Below are 12573 nucleotides of genomic sequence, written 5' to 3'. Positions count from 1 at the left end.
CGTGCCACCCGAGCCACGTTCGCGGAGCACACGGCCTAGACGACTGGCGCTCGGCCCTCAATGGCTGGCGGTCGATGACCGGATATGCCGCCTGCCTGGACATCACGCGGTCAAGGGGGGATGCGAGTGCTTCCAGCGAAGGGCCGGTTCTTCCCCTCCGAGCCAGTACGACCGTTGGTCGTTGGTGATCTGCTTGCCGCCGATCCAGTAAGCGTGTGCGTCCCGCGTAACCGCCATGCGGACAGAGGTGATGTCGGGCTCTCCTGCCTGCTGCCAGGCGATGATCGTCTCTTCGATGGCGTCCCAGATGGCGACCGGGCCGCCCTGTCGGACGTTCCACTGGTCCCCGTCGGCAGTAAGGGCTGCGAACGCCTCCCGGCCGGTATCGAACAGATAAACCGTCTCTCGGCTGTCGCTGATCGCACGGACTAGCTGGGCGCCCGGGGCGGCGAGCTGGGCCAGGAAGGCGGGCATCCAGTCGTTCAGCGTGTCCGGGGACAGGCTGGCCTTCCGCTCGGTGTCGGCGTACGCGGCACGGGCCGCAAGGTCCCCTGAGAGCGGGACCACCGCCTCCGCGCGGGCGGGCATGAAGGAGGTACGGCCGATGATGCGTCCCTCCGCTGTCCCGTCGTCCTTCACTGTGAGCTTGGCCAGTCCGGTGCCGTAGGACCAAGAGCTGGGGCCGAGGGTGGCCAGGATGATGCCGCCGGGTTTGGTCTGCCTCACCCACGAATACGGGATACGGCGGAGTGCGCACGTGGCAATGGTGCGGTCGTAGGGTGCCCGGTGGGGGTGGCCCAGGAGCCCGTCCCCGGTGACGGTCCAGGTGGAGTATCCGGTGGCTTCCAGGGCATCGTCCGCCCGCCGTGCCACCTCGGGGTCCACTTCCACACTGGTGATGTTGTCCTCCCCCAGGCGGTGGCACAGCAGGGCTGTGGAGTAGCCGGTCCCGGTGCCGATTTCCAGGACGGTCATGTCCTCTTCCACGTCCAGGGCTTCGTTCATCCCGACCACGGTTGCGGGCATCGTGGAGGAGGAGGTGGGGAAGCCGGTCTGCGGTCCGTCTGCGGTGTCGGCCGTTACGTGGTCGTCCAGCTGGGTCACCCACGTTTCGTTCCGGTAGACGAGAGCCAGCCACTCCTCCTCGTTCGTGTCCGGGCTGATGGGTGTGTAGCGGAGGTGGCCGTCAGGGCCGGGAGCGTCCTTGAAGAAGAACCGGAGGAACTGTTCCCGGGGCACCTCTTCGACTGCCTTTCGCCACGCGGCGGTCTTCAGGACACCTCCCTGTTCCAGGAGGTCCGCCAGGCCGTGGCGGAGGGTGGTGGAGTCGGGACGGGTCACGTTGTGGCTCCTTGCTCCAAGAGATCAGCGAACGCGGCGGCGATGGGTAGTCCGGTCTCGTCTTCGAGCCAACCCCATTGGCCGTTCGGGTTCAGCTCCAGCCAGTGGAGGTCATCGTCACGGGTGATGCAGAGGTCGTAGCTGCCGGAGGCCAGGCCGAAGTGGTCAAGGTGCGCGGTCAGGGCCTTTTCCACTGCGGCGGGGAGGGTCATGGGGGTGTAGGTCAAGGCGCTGTAGTCCGCGCGCCAGTCCAACAGGTCGGAGTCGATACGGACGGCGAACACCTTCTGGCCGACCACGACCACCCGCACGTCCGCGACCTTGGGTACCTGGGCCTGGAAAAGGTGGGGTACCACGGTCACCCTCTCGTCCACGTCATCGACCGAAACTGGTTCGGTCCACGTGGTCAGACCCACACCGTTGGTCCGGCGGTAGGGGGTCCAGCGAAGCGTCTTGAAGACAACCGGGGCGTGTTCGGTGATGAAGGACCGGATGGCCTCCAGGTCGTTGGAGATCAGAGTGGGCGGGACCACGAGGCCCAGGCGTTGGGCAACGGCCAGTTGAAGGGGCTTGTGTTCGGCGGCACGGTTGCTCAGGGGGTGATTGACGTAGCGGCAGTTCGGCAGGGCGTAAAGCGTCCCGCCGAGTCCGTGGCGGACGTGGGCCTCCGCGTACCGAGCGTCTTGGGCGTCCAGATGCTCAAAATGGGGCCAGGTGGGACGGCGCCAGTACATGGCCCGCACCCCCTCCAGGTTGGCGATTCTGGAAGGGGTACGGAGAGTGCCGGCCGGGGTGGCCGAACCGGCGCCGAACCGGGCGGAGAGCGTAAGACGGTCGCCTGTCTCGGAAGGGTCGAACCGCACGACGGGGACACCGCGCTTGTTGAGTTCAGCAATCACCATGTCCGCGGTCACGTCGTCCACTTCGGTGACGACCGCGACCGGTTCAGCGCCGCTCATCAGTCCTGCTCGTCGTCCTGGTCGTGGTCGGTGTCGTTGCGGCTGTCCAGGTTGGTGGACTGCGGGCTGGTCTCGGTGCCCTTGGCAGTGCCGTGCTTGCCCATCTCCACGACGCCGCCGCGCTCGTCACGGAAGACGGTGACCTGGGTTGCGGGGTCCAGTTCGGCAGTGGCGTACCCGGGCTGGTAGGTACTCGGGTAGGGGCGCATGCGAGTGATGCCCCAGGGGATGAGGGGACGATCCAAGGCGGTAGCCGACATGAAGTGCCCTTCTCTTCGCGGCGCGGCGAAGCCGCCGCGCTCCAGTTGTCCATCCTTCGCGGTGGTACTACCCGCCTCCGCCGGACCTCCGATGGGAGTGGGAGAACCTCTCGGTGTCGTCGGCGGAGGCGGGGCGTTAACGGCCTGTCTCTGCCGGTGAGAGCGCACACCTTGGTATCCGGCAGGGACAGGGGTCTAGTGGCCGACTCGGACAGCTTGACCGATGACGAACCCGCACGATCCGCTGACGGCCACGATGAGCAGGGGACCGGCATACGCGGCCACACCGTGGTAGAGGCGCTTCACTGGGCACCGCCTCCGCCGGTCAAATGCTCGCCGTACAGCGGAGCCGGCTGGCCCACATGCTTGCGGTCTCCCGCGCTGTAGCGGACCTTCAAGCCGAACAGTCCGCCGCCCCACAACTCGTAGCCGTACTGATTGCAGAGCGCCACCAGCTCCTCCTTGAACTGGTCTGCATGAGGCCGGTGTTCCGGGTCGGGGGTTGCGTATCGCTCCCACTCAGCCATGGTTAGCTCCGTCGCCGGTGGGCGGTTGATCAGACAGAGAGAGGCGGGCGCGCATCCGGTCCAGGAGGTCCGCACGGCTCGCGTTCTGCTCCCTTACTGCCTGGTCGTCCTTGTCCACGATGCTTCCGCCGTTCGTCTTCCCGGACGGTCGGCGGAGGTGCTGGGGCCTGCTCACAGGACTTCCCTCCAGATCTGGAATGTCATGGCCGAGGGTCTTCTGCCGGGGCAGGAGGGGCGCCGTGGTCGGGGTGTCGGCGGAGCACCCCTCGGCAGTCCTCGGCCCGGGACGCGTCCCCAGCCTCTTCGGCTTGGGCCAGCCTCTTCTTCAGTTGCTGGCACGTCGGGCACTTCACGTCAGCCCCCGGCGTCGGGCGCGGTGGAGACGGGCCAGGGCGCGGAGCTGGTGCGCGTCCCGTGAGGTGCCGGAACGTAGTCGGCGGTATTGCGCTTCCCAGGCCAAGCCGCTGGGACGGTCCACCGTGACCAACTGGCCGACCACCTGTCGGGCGACAGCCACCATTTCCTTGTCGCGGTCGAAGACCACAGTCCCGGGGCGGATTTGGGCCGGGGAACGGAAGTACGCAGGGGCAGGTCTCTCGCGTGCGGCCGTCACTGGTCCGGCTTCCGCTGGTGGGAGTGTCCGGCGATCACGGCGTTGCAGCTCCGGACGGTGAGCGTGTGCCCGTCTGCTCGGGCGTCTTCCCTGTCTTTGGCGAGTAGTTCGCACACGTCGCACTCGGGTACGGGGACGGGCTCCAGCTTCGGGGTGCACTCGGCGGGAACCACGGGGGCCTCTTCACGAATGCTCACGGGACGCCTTCCTCAGCCCGGCCCTCACGCGCCGCAGGAGGGTCCGGTCCGGTGCGCAGTACGGATCGCCCCCGCCGGGCACGTCCACACGGGAGGGCGCCCAGGCATCAGGGGGGAGGCGTTTCCACTCCCACGCCAGGACTCGTTCGTCCCGGGGCGTCAACTGCATCGACGGACGCGGTTTCTGGGCACGGGTACCCATAGGAATCTCCTCTGCCGGACTGGTTGAGCAACGTTCCCCCCAGGAGCGCGCCGAGCGGCCACCACCGCGGGCTCACGCTGTGCGGTGGACTGGTCACAAGAGTGGGGCAGGACTCGGTACGCTGGCGAGCGTTCCAACTTCCAACCTGGGATTTGGCACTGGCGGCATATGCACAAGCCACTGACCGCCGAGAACAGCAACGCCGCAAGGTGCGACCAGAACTGTGGTCAGGGGGAGATATGAGCGCAGAGGCCCCGGAAGATGCGCAGGACCCGCGCCGCCGGTTCGCGGAAGAGTGTCGAAGCGAACGGGAGTTGTACCCGGGCAAGCCGCTGACACAGACCGACTTGGCCAAGATGACCCGCACGTCGAAGAGCACGCTTTCGCGCGTGGAGAGGTGCGAAGGACCTATCCCGGCGGCTCTTCCTCCGCTCTTGGACCAGGTGTTCAAAACGGACGGGAAGTTCAAGCGCCTCCACGAAGAGGCAATCGCTTCCTCGTTCCCATCCCTGTATCGACGACGGATGGCGTTGGAGCGCTCCTCCGTGGTCATCCGGGAGTGGTCCCCTACCATCGCCCCTGGTCTCTTTCAGACGCCTGACTACGCCCGCTACCTCGTCAAAGGTGGCTCCCCTCTCGCAGGTGAGGACGAGGTGGCGGGGTTCGTGGACAACCGGATCACACGGCAAGCGATCTTCGACAGCGAGACGCCACCCGATGTGCGCTTGGTGCTGTGCGAATCAGTCCTGCGTCGTCGTTTCTGCCCGTCGGACATCATGCGCAGCCAATTAAAAGCCCTGTTGGACGCAGGGGAGCGTCCCACGGTCCGGATTCAGATCCTCCCGCTTGACGCTCCGGCGCATCTGTTCATTGACTGGCCGGTCACGCTGCTCACCTCACCGAGCCAGGCTGTCTCGGCCTGTGTGGAGAACTACCGAACGGCGGGCATCGTTGAGGATTCCGCTTACGTACAGACGGCGTTGCGGACCTACGATGCACTCACCAGCGACGCGCTGTCGCCCAGGGAGAGTGCGCGCCTGATCGTAAAGCAGATGGAGACTCTGGCATGATGATCGGACCAGCCCAGTGGGTTAAGTCGAGCTACAGCAGCCCCGAGGGCGGCAACTGCCTGGAGTGGTCCCCCAGCGTGGCCCAGACGACGGGTGTCGTCCCTGTGCGGGACAGCAAGGACCCGGCGGGCGCTGTCCTGTCGTTCCCGTCTGACTCGTTCGCTCAATTCGTCGTGGGCGTCAAAGCCGGGGAGTTCCTTTTCTGACCACGGAGCGCTTCCGTCGGCCTAGCTGTGCGAGAGCAGCAGTACGGCCCCCTTGTCGCGTGACAAAGGGGGCCGTTTGCGTGCTGCTGGCCGGCCGTGCGCTTCAGCCGGAACGGATGCTGTCCTTTGATGCGGCTTGCGACGGTCACCACCGACAGCACGCCACTGCGAAAGGGAGCGTCGCCCGAGCACCTGCACGTGTGCCCCCGCAACCACCCACCTTCATCAGCCGTCGCTGAATACCAAAAGCGCGGTCTCGTCCACTTCCACGCAGTGATCCGTCTCGACGGCCCGGATGGAAGCGATAAGCACCTCCCGGCCAGTGCATCACTCGACGCACTGACGAACGCGGTCCTCAACGCACGCGGCCGTGTGCGCCTGACCGTGGATTCCACCACCCTGGGCGCCCTCCGCGATGTCCGCCGCGCCTGGCGAACCGCCCAGACGCGCGCCCAGCTCGGCCTCGCCGACCGGGACGAAACAACGCTCGTCGTGGAGTCCTCCTGGGCCTTCCTCGGCACCGGCTACGCCCCTGGCGAGGAACTGCTGGCTGCCACCGTCCGCGAACAACGCGCCCTTGCCCTCCAGCTCAAGCACGAAGGGGAAACAGGCTGATGAGCGGCGATGCTGACAGCCTTTCGGGACACTTCCATGTCCCTGGCGTCTCCAAAGCTCAGCGCCATTCGCTCTCGGTCTGGGCAGCGACGACCGATCTCTGACACGTCGGGGCGCAGGTTGCTCGGACCATGGGCGGCTCTCCCGTGGATTCCGGACATCAGCACCGCCAGCGGTTCGAGATCGTCACGGGGACTACGGCAGTTCGGGCTGTGCTCGACGGAGAGGCCGCCGTCAGTGCCCACATGATCGCCGCCAAGCCCTGTCGGCCTCCGCAACCGACCACTCGGCTCATCTTCCATCTCGCGGAGAGCTACGGCCTCGGTCACTTCCGTCTCGACTCCACGTCATGGGACTTTGCCGAGGGAGCCTCACGCATCGGTATGCCCTCGCTGCGACCACGGGAAAGGCGCTCTGTGACCTCGTCTTGGAACGGGTTGAGTTCACCACCCGTGACGGTCGCTCGCTGTCGTACCTGCGTCCCGTCCGCAAGATCGTGGGGGCCTGGGAGACGTAAGGCGAGACGTAGAGCCTCCGGCCGCAGCAGCACGAAGCCCCCGACGTAGAGCAGACCTCGACGGCGGGGACTTCGTCAGCTCGCGTGCGGCTTACCGGGCCTCTTCGGGCTCTCCGTCCGCGTCCGTGGCCTCCTTGCCACCGGCCGCAGCACAGGCGCATATGGCCCTCTTCGCCGAAGTAGACCGCCAGCCGCGACGTGTCCAACGTCTTGCCCAAACGGGTGGCGGGTGCGACCTCTACATACGCCCCGGCGTTGAGGAGCAGATCACGCCTTCCTGCCGTGTCCGACGCCTGCCACAGCTCGGCGTACGTCTGGCCCGTCGGCACCTCCTCCGCCCCGGTGGGTTTGGCGTCGCGCTGCTTGATCTTGAGTGAGGCAACCCGTTCTTCGAGCTGGCCGTACTGCGTGGCGAAGCGCTCGGCGCCCTCATCCCCCTTGAACAAACCGCGCTCGTAGCGGTCCTTCTCAAGATCACTCAGAGCTTCCTGCGCTTGCCGGATCTGAGGCCGGAAGTCCTCCCCCGCGTGCTCGATCAAGCGCGTCACAGGCAGGGCTCCGTATCGGCCTGTGAACTTCTCCACCACATGCTCCTCCATCGCCGCCGCCGCGATCGTCACGCCATAGCAGTCGATGCTTCCGCCACCTTGGCGCTTATTCAGCCGACCGATGCAGCGGTACCGGGTGCGCCCCTTGGCCATGAACGTGTACATGCGGTAGCCGCACAGTCCGCAGTGCACCACGCCGCGCAGGAGTGCCGTCCCCTCACGGCGCCGCTCGCCCGGGTTCGCCCGCCGCTTCAATTCGTCCTGCAACGCGTGCCATGTGTCCACGTCGAGGATCGGCGGACGGGTCACCAGGGGGAGGCCATCGGTCCGCAGGATCGGCTGTCCGTCTTCGATCACCTGTCCCAGCAACTGCGGGCTGACCAAGAGGCTCCGGAGCGTAGTCGTATACCACCGCTTGGAGTCGCTGCGCTTCCCCGTACCCCGTCGGGAGCTGTGGCCGGGCGGCGGAATTTCGGCGTGGGTGAGATCCGTTGTAATGGCCATAAGTGATTCCTTAGCCAAGACCCTCTGCACGATCTTGCGGACGGTTTCGGCTTCCTCCTGGTTGACCACGAGGATTCGACCGGCACCGTTGGGGTTGGGCGCAACCTGGTAGCCATAGGGGATACGCCCACCAGTCCACCGTCCGTCTCGGCGTAGATGCTCATGGGCGCTGGAGACGCGCATCCCAATCGTGTCGGACTCCAGTTCCGCGAAGACGGAAATCGCACCCTGACCATGGCCCGCCCCATGGAGGACGTGAGGTCGAGCGGCTCAGTCGTAGAGGCGAGAGCCACACCATGGTTCTCGGCAAGCTTCATGATCTCGGCGAAATCCACAGTTGACCGCGCCAACCGGTCGATCCTGTAGAAGACGATCACGTCGAACTCCGAGAGCCACCGCAAGATCCATTGCAGCCCTGTCCGGTCCAGCCCCCCGCGAGAAACCGGAAACGTCAATGTCCTCCTCGACAGCCAGAACATCCCAGCCTCGCGCGTCGCACAGAGACTCGCAGGCTGCGCGCTGGCGCTCAGGGGACGTAGACTCGTCCGTTTCGCGCGATAGGCGAACATAGATGGCGGCGCGCGTCCCTGGCCCGCTGACGGATACGCCCTTCCGGCGCCGGGCACGGGGCATGGCGGCCGGGGCCGTGCGGCTTGGTGTCGGTCACTCTGGAACCCTAACTGTGGAGGTATGCGTGTCCTGCTTGATTGTCCAGAGCGACAAGACGCTGCTGCTCGAAGTCGATCACGAGCTGGCCGAGGCGTGTCGGAGGGCCATCGCGCCGTTCGCGGAGCTGGAGCGGGCTCCGGAGCACATGCACACCTACCGGGTGACGCCGCTGGGGCTGTGGAACGCGCGGGCCGCCGGGCACGACGCCGAGCAGGTGGTGGACGCGCTGGTGGAGTACGCGCGCTACCCGGTGCCGCACGCGCTGCTGGTGGACATCGCCGAGACGATGGCCCGGTACGGCAGGCTCTCGCTCAGCAAGCACCCCACGCACGGCCTGGTGCTGACGAGCACCGACCGGCCGGTGCTGGAGGAGGTGCTGCGCTCGAAGAAGATCCAGCCGCTGGTGGGCGAGCGGATCGACCCGGACACCGTGGTCGTGCACCCGTCCGAGCGCGGGCAGATCAAGCAGACGCTGCTGAAGCTGGGCTGGCCCGCCGAGGACCTGGCCGGATACGTGGACGGCGAGGCACACCACATCGCGCTGGAGGAGGACGGCTGGTCGCTGCGCCCCTACCAGCAGCAGGCCGTGGAGGGCTTCTGGCACGGCGGCTCCGGCGTCGTCGTCCTGCCCTGCGGTGCCGGTAAGACGCTGGTGGGCGCCGGGGCGATGGCCAAGGCGCAGGCGACGACGCTGATCCTGGTCACCAACACGGTCTCGGCCCGCCAGTGGAAGCACGAGCTGGTGCGGCGCACCTCGCTGACCGAGGACGAGATCGGCGAGTACAGCGGGACGCGGAAGGAGATCCGCCCCGTCACCATCGCCACCTACCAGGTGATCACCACGAAGCGGAAGGGCGTCTACCCGCATCTGGAGCTGTTCGACTCCCGCGACTGGGGCCTGATCGTCTACGACGAGGTGCACCTGCTGCCGGCACCGGTCTTCAAGTTCACCGCCGACCTCCAGGCGCGCCGCCGCCTCGGGCTGACGGCGACGCTGGTGCGGGAGGACGGGCGCGAGTCCGACGTGTTCTCGCTCATCGGCCCCAAGCGGTTCGACGCGCCCTGGAAGGAGATCGAGAACCAGGGCTACATCGCCCCCGCCGACTGCGTCGAGGTCCGCGTCAGCCTCACCGACTCCGAACGGCTGGCCTACGCGACGGCCGAGCCGGAGGAGAAGTACCGCTTCTGCGCGACCACCGACTCCAAGCGCCGGGTGACCGAGGCACTGGTGCGGCGGCACGCGGGCCAGCAGACGCTGGTCATCGGCCAGTACATCGACCAGCTCGACGAGCTGGGCGAGCACATCGGGGCGCCGGTCATCAAGGGCGACACCACCAACGCGCAGCGCGAGAAGCTCTTCGACGCGTTCCGCGCGGGCGAGCTGAACTGCCTGGTCGTCTCGAAGGTCGCCAACTTCTCCATCGATCTGCCCGAGGCGACCGTGGCCATACAGGTCTCGGGGACCTTCGGCTCCCGGCAGGAGGAGGCCCAGCGGCTGGGCCGGGTACTGCGGCCGAAGGCGGACGGGCACGAGGCCCGCTTCTACTCCGTGGTCGCCCGCGACACCATCGACCAGGACTTCGCCGCCCACCGCCAGCGCTTCCTCGCCGAGCAGGGGTACGCCTACCGGATCGTGGACTCGGACGACCTGCTGGCCTCGGGCCCGGAGGGCACCGGAAGTGCGGGCAGCGGGGAGAACGCGGGCAACGCGGAGAAGCCGGACGGGGTGTAGGGCGCCCGGGGGCCGGGCGGAGACCCCCTGCTGCCGGTCCCGACACCGCGGCGGCGGGGCACCGCACGGGCGGGCCCCGCACAGGCGGTGGCTCCCGCGGTCTCAGCGGCCTTCCGGGGAGGGTGCCTCGGGGGGCTTCATCGCGACGCGGCCGTCCGGGGTGATCGCCGCCGTCTCGCCGGTACGCAGCCAGCCCTCGTGCAGCGGCGCCGCATCCTCGACGTACGAGGCGGTGATCCACGGGCCGCGCAGCAGCAGCTCGCCCTCGGACTGCCCGTCCCAGGGCAGCGGCATCTGGTCGGGCCCGGTGACGCCGTACTCGACCGAGGCGGGGAAGCGGTAGTGGCCGGCAGCGGGCCGGGCCACGCACGCCGGGGAGAGCGTCTCGGGCGCCCCCCAGGCCGCCGCCGCGCTGATGCCGTGCCGCCAGCGCAGCTCCTGCGCCAGCAGCGGCCCGCCGGGCTCCGCGCCGGGCCCGCCCACCACCACGGCCTCCCGCAGTGAGGACAGGTCCCGGGGATGGGCGGCCAGCTCCTCCAGCATGCCGTCCCACACGGCCGGGTCGGCGACCGCGAGCGTGGGCCGCTCCCGCTCCGCCATCTCGGCGAGCGGCGCGGGCTGGTCGTAGGTGCCGGGCAGCAGCAGCGAGGCGCCGCCGGCGAACGCGGCGTAGGGGAGCCCCCAGGCCAGCATCCGGGACATCGGCACGACGGGCAGCACCAGATCGTCCTCGCCGATGCCGTACGCCTGCGGGGTCTGCGCCTGGAGGGCGTGCAGGTAGAGGGCACGGTGGCTGTAGGCGATCCCGCGCGGCGCGGTGCCGTCCCCGGACACGGCGTGGCAGAGCACCGCCGCGTCGCGCTCGTCGATCGCGGGCCAGTCGTAGTGTCTGCGCCGGTCGGTGATCAGCTCCTCGTAGTCGTACACCTCGGCGCCGTAGGCCGTACCGCCGCTGACGACGGCCGCGGAGTCGCTGCCGCCCGCGACGATCACATGCCGCAGGTGGCCGAGCCGGGGCAGCACGGAGGCCAGCGGCGCGAGTCCCGTCGGGTCGGTGATCAGCACCTGCGCGTCGCCGCGCACCGCGGCCGCGACGAGCTGGTCGGCCGGCAGCCACGGGTCGAGGGTGTGCAGGACGGCGCCCATCGAGGGCACGGCCAGATACGCCTCCAGGTGGTCGGCGGTGTTGGCCATCAGCGTGGCGACGGTGTCCCCGGGCGCGACACCGAAGTCGTCGTGCAGGGCGGCGGCGAGCTGGACGGCGCGGACGCCTGTGTCGAGGAACGTGCGGCGGTCGGGCTCGGCGCCACCCGTGGTCCCCGTCCAGGTGGTCACCCGGGCGGTCCCGTGCGCGAACGCGCCGTGCACGAGGAGTCGGTTCACGGTCAGCGGGATGTCCTGCATGGTGCTTCGCACACCGGCCTCCTCGGGCCTCTTCACGCTCTGGTCGGCGGCCGTCCCGGCGCCTGTCGGCGGGGTGCCTGTCGGCGGGACCGGCCGGAGGGCTGTCGGTCGTACCCGTGCTGCCCCTGCCACCCGTCGGTCCTCCGGTCTCCGGGGGCTGCTCCAGCGGGGGCGTCGTCCCCGGCCCGGCCCGCCGGGGGGCTCTGCCGGGCGGACGGCCGGCTGGTCGATCCGGCCGCCCCTGCTGATTCTTGCCCGGCGGGAGCGCAGTGTCAGCGTTGCGGAGCGGTCCGGCGCCGCCGCGCCAGGCACCCGGGGGGCCGGACGGGTACGGTCCGGCCGGGCGGCACGGGGGCCGGACGGTGCGCGGGCGGGCGGCGACAGCACGGCTACGGCCCGCGGAGAGGCGGGGCGGGCGCGTACGGCACGGAGCCGGGCGCGTGCGGCACGGAGCCGGGCGCGTGCGGCGAGGAGCCCGGCGCGTACGGCACGGAGCCGGGCGCGTGCTGCGAGGAGACGGTTGCGTCCGGCGGGATGGCGGTTGCGTCCGGCGGGATGGCGGGTGCGTCCGGCGGGATGGCGGGTGCACCCGGCGAGGTGGCGGACGGAGCGCGGGGCGGGCCGCGAGGCCATGGGCCACGCTGCGGAGTCCGCGGGTGCGGCGGGTGCGGCGGAGGCGGGGCCCAGGGGCGGTTTCGCGGCGTGCGCGGGCCCGGTACGCGGGGCGCCGCTGCCAGTCACCCGTGCCGCCTCCTCGCCACCGGGAGGACGGGCCGTCCCGGATCGCCGTTGATTGCCGCCGGGCGTCGACCCTAATCGAGTCACCGCCCGGAGACCGAAACAGCTCCGCCCGCGCCGCCGCCGGACAGCACCCGGAATCCTCCGCTCCGGGGTGCCCGCTGCGGGTCGAGGACCCGAAAAAGAGATCGCCCACTCGTCGGCCGGTGGCTACAATCCCCGGTCTGCCCCCTCCGCGCCCCTCTCGGCGCGAGGCGCCCGCCGCACGGAAACCGGTCGGGCTCACGCGTGGACCCGTACCCGGATCCGTTGTCCGCGGGCGGTGCTGCGCAGACCTGTCCGTCCGTACGCCCGCGCCCGCGTGCCGAGCCCGTGCGTCCCGCTCCCTCCCGCCTCGTCCGCGCCGCGCGCCCGTCGGGCCGCAGGGGGCCGGCCACGCGTGCCCTGTGTGCGGCCCGCGGGCGCCCGTAC

General features: G+C 69.3%; 11 protein-coding genes and 2 pseudogenes. 5 read left to right on the top strand and 8 right to left on the bottom strand.

Annotated elements, in window-relative coordinates:
* Window positions 1-102 precede the first annotated feature (102 nt).
* The 5 genes from tgmC to ACFYNS_RS14935 form a co-directional block, all read right to left on the bottom strand.
* Window positions 103-1341: an ATP-grasp peptide maturase system methyltransferase gene (gene tgmC, locus ACFYNS_RS14955; protein WP_388603082.1), complete on the bottom strand. Its 1239-nt coding sequence runs from the start codon at window positions 1339-1341 to the stop codon at window positions 103-105.
* Window positions 1338-2300 carry an ATP-grasp ribosomal peptide maturase gene (gene tgmB / locus ACFYNS_RS14950; protein WP_388603080.1) on the bottom strand — a complete coding sequence of 321 codons (963 nt, stop codon included), beginning with the start codon at window positions 2298-2300 and terminating at the stop codon, window positions 1338-1340. Before tgmB ends, tgmC begins: the two co-directional genes overlap by 4 nt.
* The gene (gene tgmA, locus ACFYNS_RS14945; RefSeq protein WP_388603076.1) at window positions 2300-2545 is read right to left on the bottom strand and encodes a putative ATP-grasp-modified RiPP; all 246 of its coding nucleotides are present in this window, start codon (window positions 2543-2545) and stop codon (window positions 2300-2302) included. The genes tgmB and tgmA overlap by 1 nt, the downstream gene beginning before the upstream one ends.
* Window positions 2546-2862: 317 nt before the next feature.
* The gene (locus ACFYNS_RS14940; protein ID WP_388603073.1) at window positions 2863-3087 is read right to left on the bottom strand and encodes a hypothetical protein; all 225 of its coding nucleotides are present in this window, start codon (window positions 3085-3087) and stop codon (window positions 2863-2865) included.
* A gap of 609 nt (window positions 3088-3696) precedes the next feature.
* The gene (locus tag ACFYNS_RS14935) at window positions 3697-3897 is read right to left on the bottom strand and encodes a hypothetical protein (protein ID WP_388603070.1); all 201 of its coding nucleotides are present in this window, start codon (window positions 3895-3897) and stop codon (window positions 3697-3699) included.
* A gap of 441 nt (window positions 3898-4338) precedes the next feature.
* Between ACFYNS_RS14935 and ACFYNS_RS14930 the strand changes: the two genes are divergently transcribed.
* The 4 genes and pseudogenes from ACFYNS_RS14930 (at window position 4339) to ACFYNS_RS14915 (ending at window position 5990) form a co-directional block, all read left to right on the top strand.
* Window positions 4339-5169: a Scr1 family TA system antitoxin-like transcriptional regulator gene (locus ACFYNS_RS14930; protein WP_388603068.1), complete on the top strand. Its 831-nt coding sequence runs from the start codon at window positions 4339-4341 to the stop codon at window positions 5167-5169.
* Window positions 5166-5375: a DUF397 domain-containing protein gene (locus ACFYNS_RS14925; protein WP_388603065.1), complete on the top strand. Its 210-nt coding sequence runs from the start codon at window positions 5166-5168 to the stop codon at window positions 5373-5375. The genes ACFYNS_RS14930 and ACFYNS_RS14925 overlap by 4 nt, the downstream gene beginning before the upstream one ends.
* Before the next feature lie 129 nt (window positions 5376-5504).
* Window positions 5505-5750 (top strand): annotated as a pseudogene (locus ACFYNS_RS14920) (replication initiator); the annotation flags it as partial.
* Between the two features lie 9 nt (window positions 5751-5759).
* On the top strand, window positions 5760-5990 hold the full coding sequence (locus ACFYNS_RS14915; protein ID WP_388603282.1) for a replication initiator: 231 nt from the start codon (window positions 5760-5762) through the stop codon (window positions 5988-5990).
* Between the two features lie 291 nt (window positions 5991-6281).
* Here the strand turns inward: ACFYNS_RS14915 and ACFYNS_RS14910 are convergent, their stop codons facing one another.
* Window positions 6282-7742 carry a recombinase family protein gene (locus ACFYNS_RS14910; protein WP_388603063.1) on the bottom strand — a complete coding sequence of 487 codons (1461 nt, stop codon included), beginning with the start codon at window positions 7740-7742 and terminating at the stop codon, window positions 6282-6284.
* A 53-nt stretch (window positions 7743-7795) separates the two neighbouring features.
* Window positions 7796-8192, bottom strand: a pseudogene (locus ACFYNS_RS14905) (recombinase family protein); the annotation flags it as partial.
* A 61-nt stretch (window positions 8193-8253) separates the two neighbouring features.
* On the opposite strand from ACFYNS_RS14905, the gene ACFYNS_RS14900 reads away from it, so the two are divergent.
* The gene (locus tag ACFYNS_RS14900) at window positions 8254-9960 is read left to right on the top strand and encodes a DNA repair helicase XPB (RefSeq protein WP_388603060.1); all 1707 of its coding nucleotides are present in this window, start codon (window positions 8254-8256) and stop codon (window positions 9958-9960) included.
* A gap of 102 nt (window positions 9961-10062) precedes the next feature.
* Here the strand turns inward: ACFYNS_RS14900 and ACFYNS_RS14895 are convergent, their stop codons facing one another.
* Entirely contained in the window at window positions 10063-11376 is a 1314-nt protein-coding gene (locus ACFYNS_RS14895) for an AMP-binding protein (protein WP_360300119.1), read from the bottom strand.
* Window positions 11377-12573: the final 1197 nt, after the last annotated feature.

It is taken from the genome of Streptomyces sp. NPDC006925, from assembly GCF_042869575.1.
Taxonomy (GTDB): Bacteria; Actinomycetota; Actinomycetes; order Streptomycetales; family Streptomycetaceae; genus Streptomyces.
Note: the sequence above shows the minus strand (reverse complement) of the source record. Positions and strands in the feature narration are given on the sequence as shown.

Coding starts and splice junctions, on each gene's coding strand:
- tgmB (WP_388603080.1), bottom strand. CDS start 2,300: ATGAGCGGCGCTGAACCGGTCGCGGTCGTCACCGAAGTGGACGACGTG.
- ACFYNS_RS14940 (WP_388603073.1), bottom strand. CDS start 3,087: ATGGCTGAGTGGGAGCGATACGCAACCCCCGACCCGGAACACCGGCCT.
- ACFYNS_RS14930 (WP_388603068.1), top strand. CDS start 4,339: ATGAGCGCAGAGGCCCCGGAAGATGCGCAGGACCCGCGCCGCCGGTTC.
- ACFYNS_RS14925 (WP_388603065.1), top strand. CDS start 5,166: ATGATGATCGGACCAGCCCAGTGGGTTAAGTCGAGCTACAGCAGCCCC.
- ACFYNS_RS14910 (WP_388603063.1), bottom strand. CDS start 7,742: ATGCGCGTCTCCAGCGCCCATGAGCATCTACGCCGAGACGGACGGTGG.